Source organism: Microbispora sp. H10949, assembly GCF_014161435.1.
GTDB lineage: Bacteria > Actinomycetota > Actinomycetes > Streptosporangiales > Streptosporangiaceae > Microbispora > Microbispora triticiradicis.
Genome location: NZ_JABBWZ010000004.1, coordinates 119,341 through 138,494 on the forward strand (window position 1 = coordinate 119,341; position 19,154 = coordinate 138,494).

Below are 19,154 nucleotides of genomic sequence, written 5' to 3' on the forward strand. Positions count from 1 at the left end.
ATGATCGACACGTTGTTCGGGTTGATCCCGGCGGCGTCACGCGGTCAGCAGTGGGTGGCGCGGGACCTGCAACTGGTCAACTGGGGCGGCTACGACGGATATCACCACCTGCGGCTCGCACCCGGCGCCACCCTGTTCAGCGGAGGTTCCGGATCCGGCAAGTCGACGCTGATGGATTCCTACATCGCGTTGCTCATGCCGCACACGACTCCCTTCAACGGGGCCTCCAACGGTGGTGTCGTCGGCAGGCCACGGGGGAAGGACCAGCGGAACATCCTCTCCTACGCGCGCGGCAAGCTCGACGAGTCCCGGAGCGACGGCGAGACCAGGTCAAGGGTGCTGCGTGGGGACGGCCGCGACACCTGGTCCGCCATCGCGATGACGTGGGCCGACCGCACCGGCGCCGAGTTCACCGCGCTCCGGGCCTGGTACGTCCCGTCAGCCGCCCGCAGCCTCGACGAAGTCATCCCGGTGCGCGCCACCTGTGACCACTCGTACGATCTGCGCACGCTGGAAGGCCCGGCGAACAGGAAGCTCGCCCGTGCCGAGGTCGAGGCGACCGGCTTGAAGTGCTTCGACACCGACCGCGACTTCACCGCGCGTCTCCACACCACCCTCGGTATCGGCGCCGCGGGCGACGGGCACAAGGCGGTCGCGCTGCTGGGCCGGATCCAGGCCGGTCAGCAGATCACCACCGTCGACGCTCTCTACAAGACGATGGTCCTTGAGGAGCCGTCCACGCTGGCCACGGCGGACGCGGTGGTACAGCAGTTCGACGAACTGTCCGGCACCCGGACCAGGATGATCACAGCCCGCCAGCAGGTGAAGGCGTTGACCCCGATCCGCGAACACCGGCGCGCCATCGACGAGGCAGTGGACCGGTCGCGCCTCATCGACGAGGTCGGATCGTTCACCGACACGTCGTCCCCTGCCGCGTTGTGGCGTCATGAACGCCGGCTCGACCTGCTGCGCGCCGCCGAGAAGGACCTGGTTGAGCGGCACCACCGAGCCGAGGACGAACTGTCGGAGACCACCGCCCTGGTCAAGGCGATCGAAGTACAGCGTGACGGGGTGGCCGACACGCTTCGCGCGTCCGGTGGTGATCGCCTGGACACCGCACTCCGGGAGATCCGCGGCGTGGAGCAGCGACTGGCCGATGTCGAACGCTCGCGGGAGCGGCTGGACCGGGCGCTCGCCACGATCGGCGCCGGCGTGTCGAACGGTGATGACTTCGCCTCAGTGGTCGAGACGGCGCATCGGTCGCTGGCCGACGCCGACGCCAGGAGGGCCGTCCATGAGCGGTTCGCCGACGCGAGGTCGGAGAAGAAGGACGCCGACCGCGAGCTGGCCGGGTTGCTCGCCGAGCACAAGGCGGTCAAGAACCGGCGGGGCAACATCCCGACCGAGCTGCACGTGGCTCGCGCGGCGTTGGCCGAGGCCGCCGGGCTCAGCCCGGACGACCTGCCGTTCGTCGGCGAGCTGATCGAGGTGCGGACGGAGTTCGAGCCGTGGCGCGAGGCGTTCAACCTGGCGCTCGGCGGATTCGCCACGCGGATGCTGATCGACATCGGCCGGCTGAACTCGTTCCGCGAAGCGATCAACGCGGTGCCGACCGCCCGGCGTATCCAGTTCGAGGGCGTGCGTACCGGTCTGCGGGACGAGGTCGGGCTGAACGACAAGACGCTCCCCGGCCGGCTCGACTACCGGCCGTCGCCGTTCACCTCCTGGCTCAAGAGCGAGTTGGCCCGTCGGTTCGACTTCGTCTGCGTCGAGACACCCAGGCTGCTGGGGCAGTACCCCAAGGCACTCACGATCACTGGCCAGACGTCGGAGAGCGGTCGGGGCGCGCACGGCGGCCACGGCCGCGCCAACCTGCTCGGTTTCACCAACACCAGGTTGCTCGCCGACCTTGAGAACCGGATGAGCCTTGCGCGGGAACGCCGTGACGAGGCCGTCGCCCGGGCGACGAAGGCGGAGGAGGACCTCGACTCGGTCGAAAAAAGACGCATGGCCTACCAGATCCTGACCGAGTTGTCCTGGGACCAGGTGGACGTCGAGTCCGTCACGGCGGAACGGGACCGCTGGAAGCGCATCGTCGACGAAATCCGCGCAGGCGATCCGCGCATCGACCAGATGCAGCGCCAAGTGGACGAACTCAAGGAGCAGGCCAGGGAACTGACCGAACGCGTCGGCCGGCAGAAGGAGAACGTGCGGATACTCGGTGAGTCCTGGCAGGCGACCGTCGACGAGGTGGACCGCGCACAGCAGGCCCTCGACACGGCCGCGGAGACAGGCGCCGATGTCGGTCAGGAGCATCGGGCTTACCTGGAGGCGCTGTTCGACAGCGACCCGGACGGCACCGCCCCGGCGGGGGCGCTCGCGGAGTTCGACGCGGCGGTGAAACGGGCCACCGAGCGGCTCCGCGCCGACCGGCAGGCCGCGGCGGAGGCGATCGGCAGGTCGAAGAAGGCGCTGCTCGACACGTTCTCGACGTTCGTCGAGCGCTGGCCGAACCCGAACCTCGGCATCGACGCGGACGACTCGTACCGCGACTTCGATCGCTTGCTCACCGACCTGGAGACCAGCGGGCTGCACGAACTGGAGATCGAGTGGCGGGATAGCCTGCTCAAACTGTCCGGCAACGACCTGACCGGCCTGGACAGCGAGCTCGCCGCCGCTGTCCGGGAGATCCGCGACCGGATCGACCCGGTCAACCGCATCCTCGCCGAACTGCCGTTCGCTGACGACAGGCACCGGCTGCGCATCGACCCGCAGGAGAGCCACTCCACGGTGCGTGCCCGGTTCCGCAAGGAACTGCGCGAAGTACGCGCCTTCATCGACCAGGCGGCGACGGACGAGGACCGGGAGCGCGCCTATCACCGGATGGCCAAGGTGATCGACCGCATCCGACGCACCGCGCCCGACTTCGCCGACCTCGTCGACGTGCGCAACCACGTTCGGATCAGTGCCGAGAAACGCGATCTCGAGGGTGGGCACGTCGCCGTGTACGACCACATCGGCGAGAAGTCCGGCGGCGAATCGCAGGAGCTGGTCGCGTTCATCGTCGGGGCCGCATTGCGGTACCAACTGGGCGACGCGGGTGCCGACCGCCCCCGCTACGCCCCCGTCTTCCTCGACGAGGCGCTGATCAAGGCGGACGCGCACTTCACCGGCCGGGCCATCGGCGCGTGGCGTGGTCTCGGCTTCCAGCTCGTCATCGGCGCCCCCAACGACAAGCACAGCGCGATCGAGCCGCATGTGGACGCGGAGTACCTGATTCTCAAGAACTCCCAGGGCCGGTCCTGGGCGAAACCCCTGGTCGGTGTTCCGGACGCATGAGCGTACTCGTCACCCCGAAGGACGCCGTGGAGGCCGTCCGCCGCAGGATCGACCAGAAGTGGGCGGAAGCCGTGTGCGCGGGCCTCGGTGTCGGCGACCAGGTCGTGTTCTCCGTTCCGCTCCGCCCCGGCGTGTCGACGGGCAAGGCCGTCGAGCGGCTCGGGCACGCCGCCTGGCACGAGTGGCACATGCAGTGGCGCGAGTTCGCCGGCCGGCTCCCCACCGGTGTGGAACTCGTCCTTAGGGCGGTGACCATCCGAGGAGTCGCCGGCGACTTCCCCGCCACGCTCACCGCAGACCTGGACGGCGCCGTCTCGCTCGTGGCCGACACCCGTACCGGTGCCGAACCTCTGGCCGTGGACATCGACCATGCCCGTGCGCTCGCGTCGGCGCTGCGGTCCGCCGGGGCGATCCTCACCCCGGCCACGCTCCGGGCCGTCTGCCGTCTTGCGGCCGTCGACATGGAGGTTCTGGTCAGTGCCGTGACCTGGCTACGCCGGCACCCCGACGCCGGCACGTGGACCCTGCGGCAACTCCCGGTCCCCGGCATGCACACCAAATGGCTCGACACCCACGGCGCGTTACTGCGCGACGTCGCCGGGCGCGATGTACGAGGGGAAGTCCGGCCCCGGCCGACCGTCATGCACCTGACCTACGTCGACCCTGACCACGCTGCGTCCGGCCGCCGCAAGCACGACGCCTGGACCACCGGTGACGTGCACGACATCGCCTACCGCCCACGCGTGGTCCTCGTGGTCGAGAACCGCGACTCCCGCCTCTGGTTCCCGCCGGTCAAGGACACGATCGTGGTCGAGGGCGGCGGCAAGGCCGCAGCTCCCCTGCTCGCGAACGTGCCGTGGATCCGCGCGGCGGACCATGTCGTCTACTGGGGCGACATCGACGCGGACGGCTACACGATCCTCGACCGGTTCCGCGCCGCACTGGCCGAGCCCGCCCCCGACGGCGCACCGCCGAAGCCCGTCGCCTCCATCCTCATGGACGCCACCGACCTGCACCACTACTCCGAGCACGGCGTCAACCACGACAGGGCAGGCCGCCCCATCAAGCCGTCACCTGCGGACCTCCCGCACCTCACCGAAGCCGAGAGCGTCGCGTACGACACCATCGCGACCGCAGGCTCCACCCCGTTCCGCCGGATCGAACAGGAAGCCATCCCTCTCACCCACGCCGTAAGCCGGCTGCTGCAGATAGTGAAAAGCCAGGGACGTTGAGAACTGCGACCCGTGCCACTCATCCGTGACCGCCGATGCCTCGGCGACACGATGTCCTCCGGCTTTGCCGCTGTTCCGTAGCGCGGCCCGGGCGGCGGTCAGTTCGGGCAGGCGTCTTGGCAGCCGCCGAAGCGCCGCATGTCCGGGCGGGCGAAGCGGGTCTCCCGTGTCCCCCGCGCCGCCTCGGTCATCGCCTGCTTCCAGATCAGGCCGGGAACCGACGTACCGCCCACCTGTCGATAGTGGCGCCCGGCCATGGTGACGTCGACCAGGGGGTACCGGTAAGCGCCGCGAGGGTCGCCGAGGCTGACGGCCGCGGCCAGATCAGGGGTGTAACCGGCGTACCAGGCGGATCGGTGCGCGTCGCCCTCGCCAGGCATGCCCGCCGCCTCTCGGCCGATGCCCTTGAGCCTGCTCTTCGCCAGGACATCCGACAGCACTCCGGTGACCGCGTCGGCGACCGCCGGCTCCAGGACCTGCCGGCAGCGCGGCGGGAAGGAGCGCGTGGTGCCCGAGCCGTCACGGATCTCCGCGATCACCATAGGCTCGCAGAAGCGGCCACGAGCGGCGAGACTCGCGTAGGAGTTGGCCACCAAGACGGGACCGGCCTCGGTGGGACCCAGCGTGAACGTCTCTATCTGCCGGAGCGGTTTTCCGTCGGCGCTCCTGAGCCCGAGCCCCTCGGCCATCCTGACGGTCTCGCACAGGCCGACCTTCTCCTGCACGCGCATGTAGAAGGTGTTGACCGCGCCTCGGGTGCCCGACCGCAGGGTGACGAACCGTTTCCCGCCCTTCTCCCGATTGTGGATGACGACAGTCGGTTCGGCGGCGCCCTGGTCCGCGCAGTTCTTGACCGTCGCGTAGCCCTGGGCCTGGTACTCGTCGGAGACGGCGAAGCCGTCGCCGTACCGCATGCCGGCGGCGAGCGCCGCGGCCAGGGTGTGGGCATCGAGGTTGTGCCCTGCTGGAAAGCAGGCCCGTTGCCGGCGTCATGGCTGGCGGCCATGGCCCTGATGGCGCCTTCGCCCGGCACGATCATCACCTGCGTGGCGAGCTGCGGGTCGTCGCGATCGACATAGGCGTCGACGGCCTGCTGGGCCGCCCGCTGGAGCCGCTGGTCGATCGTCGTACGGATCGTCAGGCCGTCGTGGGTGAGCAGCCGCGGGTCCTCGGAAAATCAGCAATGCCTTCATCGTTGCCCTTCGGCGCGCCTCACCCGATGTACGGATCATCGGGGAACGGGCACGGCTCGGACAACCGGGAATGACCACGGCGGCCTTCCGGACGTCAGGCCGCCAATCGCTGGAGTCCCTGGCCCCTGGTCAGGCGGCCTCGGGGGCGGCGGTGGCGTGGTGGTCGCGGACGGCGTCGAGGAAGCGGGAGACGTGCTCGAAGAACAGGCGGCCCTCGGGGAGGACGTCGGCGAGGAGGGGGAAGATGTGCGGCATGCGGGTCCACTCCTCGTAGGTGACCTGCACGCCGTTCTCCCGGGCGCTGAGGGCGACGCGGCGGGCCTCGTCGCGCAGGACCTCGGTGGAGCCCGTGACGATCATCAGCGGGGGAATCCCGGTGTAGTCGCCGTACACGGGGGACACGAGGGGGTCGCGGCAGTCGAGGCCGTCGGTCCAGCGGCGGGCCAGCCAGTCGACGCGGCCCGCGGGGAGCATGGGGTCGGACCAGACGTTGACGCGGCGGCGGCTCTCGCTGAGGTCGGTCCAGGGGGAGAGGCAGACGCCGGCGGCGGGCAGGGGCATGCCCCGGTCGCGGAGGGCCAGCAGGGTGGCCAGGGTGAGGTGGCCCCCGGCGGAGTCCCCGGCCAGCAGGATGTCCTTGGCGGCGTACCCGAGGTCCAGCAGGCACTCGTACGCCTGGAGCGCGTCGGCCAGTGACTCGGCGAGGGTGTGGACGGGCCCCTGGCGGTAGTCGAGGGAGAAGACCGGGCTGCCCGCGGCGGCCGACAGCCGCCAGGTGATCGGCCGGTGGGTGGCCGGGGAGCAGACGAAGTAGGCCCCGCCGTGGAAGTAGAGCACCACCTTCCGCTCGTCCAGGTACGGCCCGCCGTGCACCCACTCGCCCGTGCACGAGCCGAAGCCGTCGGGGACGACGGACACGTGGCCGGGCAGGATGCCGGGAACGCGCTCGCCGAGGCACATCAGCCGGCTGGCCACCGCCATCCCCGTGGTGTTGCGGACGAGTAGGGTCGAGATCGGCTTCATGGTGCCGCGGAGCACGCCGTTGATCGCGGCCGCCTGCCAGCTGACCGGATATTCCGGATGAATATCAACATTAAGCTCATCTACCATGCAAGCCTCCTAAAAGGGATATTCCCAGTTAGGCAATCTGTTCTACCGCTAGGTAGGTTTCATCCCCATTGCGACAATGTTACGACAAGGTAACATCAGCAGGTCATGGGTTCCCCATGCGGAGATCCCGAAAACGGCTCGAAAACGGTCCGCTGCCCCACGCTCACGCCCTCAGTCCACGGGAATCGCGGACTCCCGGTAAAGTTTTCGCAAAACGCGCGGCGTGGAGGCGAGTTTGACGAGCGGCGCGGCGCTTCCCCTCTATCCCCGGCTGGCCTGGTACGGCTTCCGCAGGCATGCCGCCTACTGGCCGGCGGCCCTGGCCGGGGCGTTCACCAACACCGTCTTCGGGGTGCTGCGCGCGTACGTGCTGATCGCGCTGTGGCAGGCCCGGCCGGGCCTCGGGGGGTACTCCGTCGCGGACGCCGTGACCTTCTGCTTCCTCACCCAGGCGTGCATCGGCCCGATGCAGCTGTTCGGCGTCGGGCTCGACCTGCCGCAGCGGATCCGCAGCGGCGACGTCGCGCTCGACCTGGTCCGGCCGGCGCCCCTGCAACTGTGGTGCCTGTCGGAGGACCTGGGCCGGGCGGCGTTCCTCTTCCTCGCCCGGAGCGTCCCGCCCGCCCTCGCGGGCGCGGCGCTGTTCGGCATCGTCGCCCCGCGCGCCCCGGCCGCGTTCCTGGCGAGCGTGACGCTCGGGGTGGTGGTGAGCTTCGGGTGGCGCTACCTGGTCGCGCTGGCGTCCTGCTGGGTCATGGACGACCGTGGTCTCGCCACGCTCTCGCTGGTGCTCACGACGTTCTTCAGCGGGCTCATGCTGCCCCTGACGATCTTTCCCGGATGGTTCGGCTCGCTCACCCGCGCCCTGCCGTGGGCGGCGATGGCGCAGGCGCCCTCCGACGTCTACCTCGGTACGGCCGAGCCGGTGCACGCCCTGGCCTTCCAGGCGCTGTGGGCGACGGTCCTGCTGGCACTGGGGGCGCTGCTGACGCGGGCCGCCCGCAGGAAGGTCGTGATCCAGGGTGGGTGAGCGCCGGTGATCAGGACGTACGCGCTGCTCGTCTGGGCCTGGACGCGCGCCGCCGCGCAGTACCGCGTCTCGTTCGCGCTCATGGCCGCGGGCGCCTTCGTGATCGGCGGCCTCGACATCGCCGTGATCTGGGTGATCTTCGCGAACACCGACTCCCTGGCCGGGTTCGGACCGGCCGAGGTCATGTTCCTGTACGGCACGTCGGAACTGGCCTTTGCGACCTCCGACATGCTCTTCGGCAACGTCGACCGGATCAGTCAGCACATCAAGGCCGGGACGCTCGACGTGATGCTGGTCAGGCCGGTCGCCACCTGGGCGCAGGTGGCCGCCGACCGTTTCGGGCCGCACCGCATCGGCCGGATCGTCATGGCGGCGGCGGTGCTCGGCGTCGCCCTGGCCCGGCTGGACATACCGCTCGGCAGGGCCTGGATGGTGCCCGTCATGGTCGTCTCAGGCATCGTGATCTTCACGTCGATGTTCACCCTCGGCGGCGCGCTGCAGTTCCTGCTCACCGACGCGCCCGAGGTGGCCAACGCGTTCACCTACGGCGGGGCGATGCTCAACCAGTATCCGCTGAGCGTCTACGACCCGCGCATCGTGCAGGGCCTCACGTACGTGCTGCCGCTGGCGTTCGTCAACTGGCGGCCGGGGCTCTACGTGCTCGACCGGCCCGACCCCCTCGGCCTGCCGTCCTGGACGGGCCTGCTGTCCCCCGCCGCCGCGCTCGCGCTGGCCGCCGTGGCCGCGCTCGCCTGGCGGGCGGGAATCCGCCGATACCGATCAACGGGGAGCTGACCAGATGACCGAGGTGGACCAGTGATCGACGCGGCGGAGCTCGGCCGGGTCTTCCGGGTGCGCCGCCAGGTCGTGCACGCCGTACGGGACCTGTCCTTCCACGTCGCGCCCGGGGAGTTCGTCGCCTGCCTCGGCCCGAACGGCGCGGGAAAGTCCACCACGATCAAGATGCTGACCGGGATCCTCGCCCCCACCTCGGGCCGGATCAGGGTGGACGGCCTCGACCCGGCCCGGCGCCGTACGGCCCTCGCCCGCCGGATCGGAGTCGTCTTCGGCCAGCGGACCACGCTGTGGTGGGATCTGCCGCTGAGAGACAGCCTGGAGCTGAACCGGCTCCTTTACAAAGTAGATCGCAAGGTGTTCCGCGACCGGCTGGACGAGCTCTGCGTCCTGCTGGATCTCGGCGGCTTCCTCACGACGCCGGTGCGTCAGCTGAGCCTCGGGCAGCGGATGCGCGGCGACATCGCCGCCGCCCTGCTGCACGACCCCGCCGTGCTGGTGCTCGACGAGCCGACGATCGGGCTCGACGTCGTCAGCAAGGCGGAGGTGCGCGACTTCCTGCGGCGCCGCAACGCGGAGCACGGGACGACGGTGCTGCTGACCACGCACGACCTCGGCGACGTGGAGCGGCTGTGCCGGCGGGTGCTGCTGATCGACCACGGCAGCCTGGCCTTCGACGGCACACTCGACGACCTGCGGGCGCTGGTCCCCGGCCGGACGTCCATCGAGGAAGTGGTGACCGACCTCTACCTCAGTAGCCGAGGGTCTCCTCGTACTCCTCCTCTTCCTCCCGTTCCGGGCGGGACCAGCGGGACGGCATGAGGACCGGGAGGAACAACGCGATGCCGAGCAGGGCGTACACGCCGGTCGACAGCAGCGTGAGCGCGCCCCGGCCGGCCTGCAGCAGCTCCGCGTGCACCGAGGGCCCGGTGGGCACCAGGCTCGCGGCGCGCGACACGTCGAGGAGGTAGACCACGGTCCACGCCAGCAGCGCCATCGACGGGACGAACGTCGACAGCGGCGACACGCGGGTGACCAGCACCAGCCCGAGCAGCAGGCCGACGACGACCATGACACCCAGGGCGATCAGCATCCGCGTGTCCCTGACGGGGTCCACGTTCTGCACGGCCCCTCGCACCGCCTCCTGAGACGCCCATCCACCACCGACGAGAAGAGCCGCCGCGACGACAACGCCCAGGAGCAGCCCGAAGAAGTGCCGCATGAACACCACCTTGGGTGAGAGGTCCGCGGCAACACTAGCGACAAAGAGCGGTCAAGGTCATCACTTGTGAGCGGCGATGACGCCGACATGGACGATTTGCTCGCTACGGACGCGGTTCCAGGGATATGTGCGGGGACAGCGCGCGCAGGAAACCGGGGGCGTCGAAGACCTCGCCGGCGGAGGCGACGCCGACGGCCCGGGTCTGTCCGGCGAGTACGCGGCTGACCGCCTCGACCGCGAGCGGCGCGGTGACGGCGTAGGTGTCCCGGCCGCTCGCCACGGCACGCCGTTCGGTCCCGCCGGAGCGTACGACGACGTCGACGAGGAAGGTCTGCGCGGACCGCCCGCGCTCGTCCACCGGAACCGGCGCCGGTGTCTCCGGGGCCGACAGGTCCCTGGCCGCCTCCACCGTCATGTAGGTGCGCACATCGGGGATGGACAGGTGGCTGGGGATGGTGACGACGTCGGCCATCGTGAACTCCCCGATGACGGCTCGAGGTCCCATCGGGCCGGGGAAGGGCCACTCCAGGGTCGGCAGGTCGTCGTCGTGGTACTCCAGCCGGCCGTTCCGGTAACGGACGCGCCGGCCGGCCCGCCGCTGCCCGGAGACCGCACCCGCGGCACGTGTCCCGGCGGTCGGGTGCCAGCCGCTCAGCCCGTACGCGACGTGCGCCTCGTCGGCCGCGCTCCAGTCGCCCATCGCGGCCGTCGCCAGCAGGTCGCCGAGGCCGCCGTAGAAGGCCATCGCGGGGACGATCAACGCTCCCGCGGCGCGGGCGCGGTCTGTGAAGTTCCGGAAGGTGTCGGCGTTGGCCTCGATCTCGGCGGCCACGTCCACGTACGGGATCCCCGCGCGCAGCGCGGCCTCGATCACGGGGGCGGCCGTCGTGGCGAAGGGACCGGCACAGTTGATCACCGCCGCCACGCCGGCCAGCGCGCGGTCGAGCGAGGCGGGGTCGTCGACGGACGCCTGACGGGTCTCCAGCCCGGACTCGGAGGCCAGCTTCGTCAGCTTGCCGGCGTCGCGCCCGGACGGAACCGGCACGAACCCGCGCTCGAGCAGGTGTGCCACCACGAACCGTCCGGTGTGCCCGTACGCGCCGAACACCGCCACCCTGAGTCCCGACTCCACGGCTTCTCCCTCTATTTCATGATCCGCTGCGATCCGTCGGGAACATCCTGACGATGGCGGGCATGCCACCGTGAGTGTCCGGAACGCCGTCATCCGTACAATTTCGGACGTGATCACTGTCGCGCTGGCCGTCACCGACGGAATGCTGCACTTCGAGCTGTCCCTGGCGTACGAGGTCTTCGGAACAGACCCCGGCCTGGCCGATCCCTGGTACGGCCTCGTCGTCTGCGGGCCCGGCGCCGTGCGGGCCGGGCGGTTCCTGCTGGAACCCGACCACGGGCTCGATCGGCTCCGGCACGCCGGCATCGTGATCGTCCCGGGGTGGGCGGACGTCGACGTCGAGCCGCCCGCCGTTCTGGTCGACGCGGTGCGCGCGGCCCACGAGGCGGGCGCGCGCGTGGCCTCCCTGTGCACGGGCGCGTTCGTGCTGGCCGCCGCCGGCCTGCTGGACGGGAAGCGCGCGACCACGCACTGGGCGCACACCGGCGACCTGGCCGCCCGCTACCCGAAGGTGCGGGTGGACCCGGACGTCCTGTACGTGGACGACGGCAGCGTGCTCACCTCCGCCGGCAAGGCCGCGGCCATGGACCTGTGCCTGCACATCGTCCGCCTCGACCACGGCTCGTCGATCGCCAACGCGGTCGCCCGCCGCCTGGTCGTGCCCCCGCACCGGGACGGCGGCCAGGCCCAGTTCGTCACCACCCCGGTGCCCGCCCCGGGCAACCACCCGCTCGCCGCACTGTTCCCCTGGGTGATCGAACGGCTGGACCAGCCGCTCACTGTGGAGGACCTGGCCCGCCAGGCGCGGATGAGCTCGCGCAATCTGGCCCGCCACTTCAGGTCGGTGACCGGCACCAGCCCGCTGCGCTGGCTGCTGACCCAGCGGATCCGCCACGCCCAGGAGTTGCTCGAGACCACGGACGAGACCATCGACGCCATCGCGGCGGCCACCGGCATGGGCACCGCGACGACCCTGCGCCGGCACTTCAACCGCACGGTGGGCGTGCCTCCGGACGCCTACCGCCGTACCTTCCGATCACCTACGACCGCTCGCGGGGGCACCGGTCAGGCGGTGACGTCCTTGCTCGTGAAGCGCGCCCAGGCGACCGAGCCGAACACCAGGACGTAGGCGGCGAACGCCAGCAGCCCCTGCCCCATCCGGTCGACGTCCATCGGCGCCCGCAGGGCGCCGTCGAACGCGCCCCACCAGGTCGTGAGCAGGAACGGCCGTACGGCGGCGAGCTGCGGGACCGCGCTCAGGACCTGGCTGACCACCACCGTCACGACGCTCGCCGCCACCGCCCCGATCGGCGCCTCGGTCAGCGTGGAGACCGCGAGCGCGACGGCGCCGAGGGCCGCCATCCCGGCGGCGGCGTACAGCACGACCACCCCGATGCGCAGCAGGGCGGCGGACGCCGAAACCGTCGTGCCCGACAGCAGCGTCACCGGCCCCGCCGGGAACAGCACCAGCCCCGCCGCCAGCGCCGACAGCGCCACCAGCGCGCACGCGGCGAGACAGAAGACCACCACGTTGGCGTACTTGAGCGCGAGCAGCCTGGCCCGTCCCACGGGGGCGACGAGCAGGTAACGCAGCGTGCCCTGGGCGGCCTCGCCCGCCACGGCGTCGCCCGCCACGACCGCCACCGTGAGCGGCAGCACGATCGGCAGCATGATCGCGAAGGCGGCGAACGTCAGCATCAGCCCGTTGCCCGCGATCTGGCCGACGATCGAGCCGCCCGCGTCGTCCGACGCGAGGCGCACCGCCACGCCGATCAGCACCGGCACGACCGCGAGCACCCCGAGCATCGCGAGGTTGCGCGGCCGGCGGAACGTCAGCCCGGCCTCAGAGGCGAGCAGCCGCGCCATGTGCCGCACGGACGACGGGCGCGGCGCGGCCCCCGTTTCGGACGCGCCGCCCAACCCACCGCCCAACCCATCGCCTGGCCCGCCGTCCAACGCCGTGCCCAGCCCGTCGTCCAACGCCATGCCCGGCCCGCCGTCCGACGCGCCGGCCGACGCGCCGGCCGGGGTGCCGGGCGCGGCCTCGTCGAGCGGCGCCCGCTCCTCCACCACCGGCCGCGCCACCGGCCGTGCCTCCGGCGCGGCTGTCCCGGTCTCATGCCTCGACATCGAACCCCTCCCCCGTCAGCCCGACGAAGACCTCCTCCAGCGTGGGACGGACCACCCCGAACCCCCGCACCGCCACGCCCTCGCCGACGAGCAGCGCGCAGATCCGCTCGGGCGGCTCCTCCCCGGCGTGCGCCGTGACCTCGCCGTCCCCGGCGCGCACACCGTCCAGCCCGGCCCGGGACAGCGCGGCCGCCGCCACGGCGACGTCCGGGGTCTCCACGCGCAGGCGCGGGGCCGCGCCCGCCTCACGCAGGGCGGCGACCGGGCCCTGCGCGACGAGCCGGCCGGCCCGCATGACGCCCACGTGGCCGCACATCTGCTCGACCTCCCCCAGCAGGTGGGAGGAGAGGAAGACCGTCGTGCCGTCCTCCGCGATCTCCCTGATCAGCGTGCGGACCTCGCGGGTGCCCTGCGGGTCGAGGCCGTTGGTCGGCTCGTCGAGCATCAGCAGCTCGCGCGGCCCCAGCAACGCCGCCGCGATGGCCAGGCGCTGGCGCATCCCGAGGGAGTAGGCGCGGTAGCGCTTGCCGGCCGCCGCGGTCAGCCCGACCCGCTCCAGCGCGGCGCCGATCCTGGCCCGCGCCGTACGGGGGTCAGCGCCGGGGTCGGCCGCGTCGAAGCGGCGCAGGTTCGCCTCACCGGACAGGTACGGATAGAAGGCCGGTCCCTCGACCAGCGCGCCGACCCTCGGCAGCGCGCGGGCCAGCCCGCCGGGCATGGGCGCCCCGAGCAACGACCAGGCGCCGGACGTCGGGGTCACCAGGCCGAGCAGCATGCGGATCGTCGTCGTCTTGCCCGAGCCGTTGGGGCCGAGGAAACCGTAGACCGATCCCCGCGGCACGGCCAGGCCGACGCCGTCGACGGCGAGCTGACCACCCCGGAAGCGTTTGGTGAGACCGGTGGTGACGACGGCGTGCGCGCCGCCCTCCGGAGAGGGCGGGGGCGCCGCCGCGTCCTTCCGCGGCGCCCCCGCGCGCGTGCCCACCGTCACCGGGCGGCCCGGTAGAGGGCGTCCGGCGTCACGGCGCCGGCCAGCAGCCGGCCGTCGTCGGTGAGCAGGATCGACACGACCTTGGTGCGCAGCAGCCGGCCGCTGCCCCACTCTCCGCTCACCGGCGTGGCCACGGAGCGGACGCCGCCGAGCAGCGCCGCCACGTCGGGTCCGCCGCCCTTCCGCTCGTTCCGCTTCTCGTCGGTGGCGGCGGGCAGCGGCGCGACGAGCACCGCGTCCCAGCCCGAGCCGACGACGCGGGTCCCGTCGTGTGCGCCGGGGAGCGTCTCGGGGCGGTGGCCCGCCGCGGGGACGTCCACCCCCTGCTCGACCTTCGCCCCCGGCGGGGGCGTGAAGGCGAAGTTCTCCGGGGCGGGGCTGGTGAAGGACAGCGTCTCGAAACCGACCTCGAACGCCGGCTCGGCGGCCCCCTTGGCGTACAGCTGGACGCGCAGCGGCATCATCGTCTCACCGTCGAGGGCCACCCGGACGTCCCTGACCAGCGAGTCGGACGACTTCGGGGTCAGCACGAGCTGGTAGGCCCCCCGCCCGGCGACCGTGACGTCGTCGCCGACGCTGATCGCGGTGTCGGTCCCGGCCGCCTTCAGCACCTCCCGCGCGGCCTGCTCCGGCGTCGTCGGCAGCGACGCGGGGCGGGACGGCAGCGGGAAGGGGGTGGCCGTCCCGCCGGGGGCGGCCGGGGCGGTCAGGCGGGTCGCCTTGTTCGCCGCGCTGTCCCACAGCCACACCTTGTCGCCGTCGGCGATGAGGTCGGTCTCGCTCATCTCCCCCGGCAGCATGATGCGGAACCGATTCTCCCCCGCGTACCAGATCTTGAGCTGGTGCGACCCGGACAGCAGGGACACCGGCGAGGCCCCGGACGGCCCCGGCCCGGACAGGCCGGGCAGCGAGGGCAGGCCGAGCGACGCGGTCTCGACGATCGTGCCGGACATCTGCGGCATCGGGCCGTGCTGCCAGGTGCGCGCCACATCGGCCAGCAACTGCTCCGCCGTCCTGTCCGGCAGGGACGGCTCGCCGCCCACCGACGCGATCACCGGACCGGCCCCCACGGCCGCGGCCACCACGGCCGCCGCCGCCACCGGAATCCCCCACCTCACGACACGAGCTTTCTTCGCCATCTCACATCTCCAACTATGCGCGGAAAACCTGACAGCCCGAGACTGCCGGACCACTCCTGAGCCGACGCTGAGACCGGCTGAGAGCCCTCTCAGGCGCCGCCCCGCGCCATCGGCGAAATGGTCCACTATGGGGCAATGCGGGTTCTGGTGGTGGAGGACGAGCGGCGGATGGCGGAGGCGCTGCGCCGCGGGCTGCAGGCGGAGGGGTTCGCCGTCGACCTGGCGCACGACGGGAACGAGGGCCTGCACCTCGCCCGCGCCGGCGACTACGACGCGGTCGTGCTCGACATCATGCTGCCCGGTCTGTCCGGCTACAACGTGTGCAAGCAGCTGCGCGCGGAGGAGAACTGGGTGCCGATCCTCATGCTGTCGGCCAAGGACGGCGAGTACGACATGGCCGACGGGCTCGACCTCGGCGCCGACGACTACCTCACCAAGCCGTTCTCCTACGTGGTGCTGGTCGCCCGCATCCGGGCGCTGCTGCGCCGCGGCGGCGGACGCAGGCCCGCGGTGCTGCGCGCGGGCGACCTGTCGCTCGACCCCGCGGTCCGGCTGGTCACCCGGGGCGACACCCCGATCGAGCTGACGCCCCGGGAGTTCGCCCTGCTGGAGTACCTGATGCGGCGGCCGGGCGAGGTGGTGTCGAAGCCGGAGATCCTGGAGCACGTGTGGGACACCTACGACACCGATCCGAACGTGGTCGAGGTGTACGTCGGCTATCTCCGCCGGAAGATCGACGCGCCCTTCGGCCGCGCCGCCCTGCGGACGGTGCGGGGGGCCGGATACCGGCTCTCCGGCGACGGAGGCTGACCGTGCCCGATCCATCCGCACACCCGCTCGCACCCGGCCCGTCCGCCACGGCGACGCCGGCCGCCACCAGGCCCGCGCGGCGCCGGGAATCAGGGCCCGCTCGGCCCGGGGCATCGGAGCCCGCTCGGCCCGGGGAACCGGGGCGGACGGGCGGCCCGTTCGTGTGGTGGCGGCGGCGGAGCCTGCGGTTCCGGCTCACCGCCACCGCGACCGCCGTGCTGGCGCTCGCCCTCGCCGTGTCGGCGTACGTGTTCGTCGTGGTGCTCGGCGAGTCCCTGATCCGGAACATCGACGACCAGGTCTACCAGCGTGGCCGCGAGATCGTCGCGTTGTCCGACGCCGGCCGGCTGCCCGACCCGGTGACCTCGGTGAACAACACGATCGTCCAGGTGCTCGGCCCGGACGGGCGGATCGTCGACGCGACGTCCGACACCGACCGCCTGGTCCCGCTGCTGCCGGCGCGGGCGCGGGAGTCGGCCGCGCGCACCGGCGCCCCCCAGTTCGTGAACGGCCGGCCGTACGCGCTGCCGGGGCCGCTGCGGGTGCGGGTGCTCAGCGCGGACCACGGCGTCACGGTGATCGTGGCGCGGTCGTTCACCGAGGTGGAGAGCAGCCTGGTGACCACCGGGCACGTGCTGCTGGTCGGGATGCCGCTCCTGCTCGCGCTGCTCGCGGCGGCCTCGTGGCTGGTCATCGGGCGCACGCTGCGGCCGATCACGCTGCTGCGGCGGGGCGCCGCCGCGGTGGGCGGCACGGCGCGATCGCGGCGGCTGCCGGTGCCCGAGGCGCGTGACGAGGTGCACGCGCTCGCCACGACCCTCAACGACATGCTCGGAAGGCTGGAGGAGGCCGAGGCCCGCCAGCGGGCGCTGGTCTCCGACGCCGCGCACGAGCTGCGCAGCCCGCTCGCGAGCATCCGGCTCCAGCTGGAGGTGGCGCTCAGCCATCCGGAGGGGCAGGACTGGACCGAGACGGCGGAGGGCGTGCTGGAGGACACCCTCCGGCTGTCCCGTCTCGCCGAGGACCTGCTCGCCCTGGCGCGGCTCGACGAGGGCCGGCTGAGCCGGCGGGAGCCGGTCGACCTCGGCGTCCTGGCCCGCCGCACCGCCGAGCGGTACGACCTCGGCCTCGATCTCGACCTCGGCTCCGACGCCGCGCCCGGCCCGGCGCCCGTGGTGCTCGGCGACGAGCTGGACCTGCGGCGGGTGCTCACCAACCTGGTCGACAACGCGCTGCGCCACGCGGCCTCGGCGGTCCGGCTCGGCGTGCGAACCGGAGGAGCCGCGGGAGCCGGCGTCGCCGAACTGACCGTCACCGACGACGGGCCGGGCATCCCGCCCGAGGACCGGGAGCGGGTGTTCGACCGGTTCACCCGGCTCGACGACGCGCGCAGCCGCGACGACGGCGGCGCGGGGCTCGGTCTCGCGATCGTGCGCACCACGGTCGAGGCCCACGGCGGTACGGTCCACCTGGAGGACGCCTCCCCCGGACTGCGTGCCGTCGTGCGGCTCCCCCTGGCACGTTGAGACCGCCCGATAGGAGACCGATGCTTCCCGACCACGGCAGGCCCGCCGCCGAACTGCTCGCCGAACTCAGCTCGCTCAGGGCCGCCGACCTGCCGGTCCGCGGCGGCAAGGTGACGGCCTACGTCTACGACACCGGCCTGCCGGAGGTGCACGAGGCGGCGCACCGGGCGTACGCGGAGATGCTCGAGGTCAACATGCTCGACCCGACGGCCTTCCCCAGCATGGTCGCACTGGAGCGGCAGGTGGTCGGGGCGGTCGCCGAGACGCTCGGACGGCCCGGCGCGCCCGGGATCTTCACCAGCGGCGGCACCGAGTCGATCATGCTGGCGGTGAAGGCGGCCCGGGACGCCCGCCCCGGCGCCACCCGGGTCGTGCTGCCCGTGACCGCCCACCCCGCGTTCCACAAGGCCGCGCACTACCTTGGCATGGAGATCGTGCCGGTGCCGGTGGATCCGGTCACCTACCGCGCCTCCGTCCCGGCGTTCGGGGACGCGCTGGACGAGCGCACGGCGCTGGCCGTGGTCTCGGCGCCGTCCTACCCCCAGGGCGTGGTCGATCCCGTCGGCGAGATCGCCGCGCTGGCCGCCTCGCGCGGCGTGCTGTGCCACGTGGACGCCTGCGTGGGCGGGTGGCTGCTGCCGTGGCTGCGCGAGGCGGGGGCCGCGATCCCGCCGTTCGACCTGGCCGTGCCCGGCGTCACCTCGATCTCCTGCGACCTGCACAAGTTCGGGTACGCGCCGAAGGGGGCGTCGGTGCTCCTCTTCCGCGACGCGGAGCTACGCCGCCGGGCCTACTTCGCCTCGGCGGCCTGGCCCGGATACACGATCGTCAACGCGACCGTGCAGAGCTCGCGCTCCGCCGGGCCGCTCGGCGGGGCCTGGGCCACCCTGGAGGCCCTCGGCCGGGAGGGCTACCGGGAGCTGGGCCGCCGGACGCTGGAGGCGACGAGGCGGCTGGCCGAGGGCGTGCGGAAGATCCCCGGCCTGCGGGTGCTGGGCGAGCCGGAGGCCGCGCTGGTCGCGATCGCCGGGTCGCCGGAGGTGGACGTGTTCGTGCTCGCCGACGAGGCGCGCAGGCGGGGCTGGTTCCTCCAGCCGCAGCTGTCGTACGCCGGGATCCCGGCCAACATCCACATCACGGTCACCGGCGTGACGCTGGCGGGGGTGGACGCGATGCTGGAAGTGATCGAGGAGGCGGCCGAGGCGGCCCGGCGGCGCGGGCCCGCCGAGGTGCCCGAGGGTCTGCCCGAGCTCATCGCGTCCCTCGATCTCGACGCGCTGGACGACGCCACGTTCGCCGAGCTGGCCGCGTCGGCGGGGATCGCCCTCGGCCTGCCGGCCGGGGACGGCCCGGCGGCGCAGCCCGGGACGGCGCCCGAGATGGCGCCCGAAATGGCGGTGGTGAACGCGATTCTCGACGCCTTGCCTGCGGCGACCCGTGAGGCGATCCTTCTCCGCTTCCTGTCCGTGACCTACTCCCCGCCCGCGTGATCGGAGTCGCCGGGC

At 72.3% G+C, this 19,154-nt stretch carries 16 protein-coding genes; 9 read left to right on the top strand and 7 right to left on the bottom strand.

The annotated features are described in order from the left end of the window. Both HHX40_RS11005 and HHX40_RS11010 read left to right on the top strand, forming a co-directional pair. Positions 1 to 3,339 (top strand): ATP-binding protein, encoded by a 3,339-nt coding sequence (locus HHX40_RS11005; RefSeq protein WP_259403504.1) that lies wholly within the window; start codon positions 1 to 3, stop codon positions 3,337 to 3,339. Continuing rightward, positions 3,336 to 4,571: a DUF3322 and DUF2220 domain-containing protein gene (locus HHX40_RS11010; RefSeq protein WP_182880479.1), complete on the top strand. Its 1,236-nt coding sequence runs from the start codon at positions 3,336 to 3,338 to the stop codon at positions 4,569 to 4,571. Before HHX40_RS11005 ends, HHX40_RS11010 begins: the two co-directional genes overlap by 4 nt. A gap of 98 nt (positions 4,572 to 4,669) precedes the next feature. Here the strand turns inward: HHX40_RS11010 and HHX40_RS11015 are convergent, their stop codons facing one another. After that, positions 4,670 to 5,485: a hypothetical protein gene (locus HHX40_RS11015; RefSeq protein WP_182880480.1), complete on the bottom strand. Its 816-nt coding sequence runs from the start codon at positions 5,483 to 5,485 to the stop codon at positions 4,670 to 4,672. 408 nt (positions 5,486 to 5,893) lie between these two features. Beyond that, positions 5,894 to 6,874, bottom strand: a complete 981-nt coding sequence (locus HHX40_RS11020; RefSeq protein WP_182880481.1) for an alpha/beta hydrolase — start codon at positions 6,872 to 6,874, stop codon at positions 5,894 to 5,896. A gap of 235 nt (positions 6,875 to 7,109) precedes the next feature. Here HHX40_RS11020 and HHX40_RS11025 point away from each other — a divergent pair, with 235 nt between their 5' ends. Genes HHX40_RS11025 through HHX40_RS11035 form a run of 3 tightly spaced genes read left to right on the top strand, consistent with a single transcriptional unit; the run spans position 7,110 to position 9,521 of the window. Then, the gene (locus HHX40_RS11025; protein ID WP_182875186.1) at positions 7,110 to 7,904 is read left to right on the top strand and encodes an ABC transporter permease; all 795 of its coding nucleotides are present in this window, start codon (positions 7,110 to 7,112) and stop codon (positions 7,902 to 7,904) included. A gap of 6 nt (positions 7,905 to 7,910) precedes the next feature. Then, positions 7,911 to 8,699: an ABC transporter permease gene (locus HHX40_RS11030; protein ID WP_310738031.1), complete on the top strand. Its 789-nt coding sequence runs from the start codon at positions 7,911 to 7,913 to the stop codon at positions 8,697 to 8,699. A gap of 21 nt (positions 8,700 to 8,720) precedes the next feature. After that, positions 8,721 to 9,521: an ABC transporter ATP-binding protein gene (locus tag HHX40_RS11035; protein ID WP_182880482.1), complete on the top strand. Its 801-nt coding sequence runs from the start codon at positions 8,721 to 8,723 to the stop codon at positions 9,519 to 9,521. Here the strand turns inward: HHX40_RS11035 and HHX40_RS11040 are convergent. After that, a complete protein-coding gene (locus HHX40_RS11040; RefSeq protein ID WP_111701258.1) occupies positions 9,451 to 9,921 on the bottom strand; it encodes a hypothetical protein in 471 nt (156 codons plus the stop codon). The two genes, HHX40_RS11035 and HHX40_RS11040, sit on opposite strands and share 71 nt — an antisense overlap. Positions 9,922 to 10,024: 103 nt before the next feature. Then, complete coding sequence (locus HHX40_RS11045; RefSeq protein WP_182880483.1) at positions 10,025 to 11,053, bottom strand: saccharopine dehydrogenase family protein; 1,029 nt, start codon at positions 11,051 to 11,053, stop codon at positions 10,025 to 10,027. A gap of 109 nt (positions 11,054 to 11,162) precedes the next feature. On the opposite strand from HHX40_RS11045, the gene HHX40_RS11050 reads away from it, so the two are divergent. Next, the gene (locus HHX40_RS11050; protein ID WP_182880484.1) at positions 11,163 to 12,182 is read left to right on the top strand and encodes a helix-turn-helix domain-containing protein; all 1,020 of its coding nucleotides are present in this window, start codon (positions 11,163 to 11,165) and stop codon (positions 12,180 to 12,182) included. On the opposite strand, the gene HHX40_RS11055 is transcribed toward HHX40_RS11050, so the two are convergent. From HHX40_RS11055 to HHX40_RS11065, 3 genes are read right to left on the bottom strand one after another with little or no spacing between them, the layout of a single operon-like run. Next, on the bottom strand, positions 12,119 to 13,183 hold the full coding sequence (locus HHX40_RS11055; protein ID WP_259403478.1) for an ABC transporter permease subunit: 1,065 nt from the start codon (positions 13,181 to 13,183) through the stop codon (positions 12,119 to 12,121). The genes HHX40_RS11050 and HHX40_RS11055 overlap by 64 nt on opposite strands. Then, the gene (locus HHX40_RS11060; protein WP_182880485.1) at positions 13,170 to 14,174 is read right to left on the bottom strand and encodes an ABC transporter ATP-binding protein; all 1,005 of its coding nucleotides are present in this window, start codon (positions 14,172 to 14,174) and stop codon (positions 13,170 to 13,172) included. The genes HHX40_RS11055 and HHX40_RS11060 overlap by 14 nt, the downstream gene beginning before the upstream one ends. Then, a complete protein-coding gene (locus HHX40_RS11065; RefSeq protein WP_182880486.1) occupies positions 14,171 to 15,313 on the bottom strand; it encodes a LolA family protein in 1,143 nt (380 codons plus the stop codon). The genes HHX40_RS11060 and HHX40_RS11065 overlap by 4 nt, the downstream gene beginning before the upstream one ends. 135 nt (positions 15,314 to 15,448) lie before the next feature. Between HHX40_RS11065 and HHX40_RS11070 the strand changes: the two genes are divergently transcribed. The 3 genes from HHX40_RS11070 (at position 15,449) to HHX40_RS11080 (ending at position 19,139) form a co-directional block, all read left to right on the top strand. Then, complete coding sequence (locus HHX40_RS11070) at positions 15,449 to 16,123, top strand: response regulator transcription factor (RefSeq protein ID WP_111697230.1); 675 nt, start codon at positions 15,449 to 15,451, stop codon at positions 16,121 to 16,123. A 161-nt stretch (positions 16,124 to 16,284) separates the two neighbouring features. Next, positions 16,285 to 17,649, top strand: a complete 1,365-nt coding sequence (locus HHX40_RS11075; protein WP_182880487.1) for an ATP-binding protein — start codon at positions 16,285 to 16,287, stop codon at positions 17,647 to 17,649. A gap of 20 nt (positions 17,650 to 17,669) precedes the next feature. After that, the gene (locus HHX40_RS11080) at positions 17,670 to 19,139 is read left to right on the top strand and encodes a pyridoxal phosphate-dependent decarboxylase family protein (protein ID WP_182880488.1); all 1,470 of its coding nucleotides are present in this window, start codon (positions 17,670 to 17,672) and stop codon (positions 19,137 to 19,139) included. The last annotated feature ends 15 nt before the right edge of the window (positions 19,140 to 19,154 follow it).

Bases quoted from the DNA above. Each gene is read 5' to 3' on its own strand.
- HHX40_RS11005 (WP_259403504.1), top strand. From the start codon at position 1: ATGATCGACACGTTGTTCGGGTTGATCCCGGCGGCGTCACGCGGTCAG.
- HHX40_RS11065 (WP_182880486.1), bottom strand. From the start codon at position 15,313: ATGGCGAAGAAAGCTCGTGTCGTGAGGTGGGGGATTCCGGTGGCGGCG.
- HHX40_RS11015 (WP_182880480.1), bottom strand. From the start codon at position 5,485: ATGCGGTACGGCGACGGCTTCGCCGTCTCCGACGAGTACCAGGCCCAG.
- HHX40_RS11010 (WP_182880479.1), top strand. From the start codon at position 3,336: ATGAGCGTACTCGTCACCCCGAAGGACGCCGTGGAGGCCGTCCGCCGC.
- HHX40_RS11080 (WP_182880488.1), top strand. From the start codon at position 17,670: ATGCTTCCCGACCACGGCAGGCCCGCCGCCGAACTGCTCGCCGAACTC.
- HHX40_RS11055 (WP_259403478.1), bottom strand. From the start codon at position 13,183: ATGTCGAGGCATGAGACCGGGACAGCCGCGCCGGAGGCACGGCCGGTG.
- HHX40_RS11040 (WP_111701258.1), bottom strand. From the start codon at position 9,921: ATGCGGCACTTCTTCGGGCTGCTCCTGGGCGTTGTCGTCGCGGCGGCT.
- HHX40_RS11020 (WP_182880481.1), bottom strand. From the start codon at position 6,874: ATGGTAGATGAGCTTAATGTTGATATTCATCCGGAATATCCGGTCAGC.
- HHX40_RS11070 (WP_111697230.1), top strand. From the start codon at position 15,449: ATGCGGGTTCTGGTGGTGGAGGACGAGCGGCGGATGGCGGAGGCGCTG.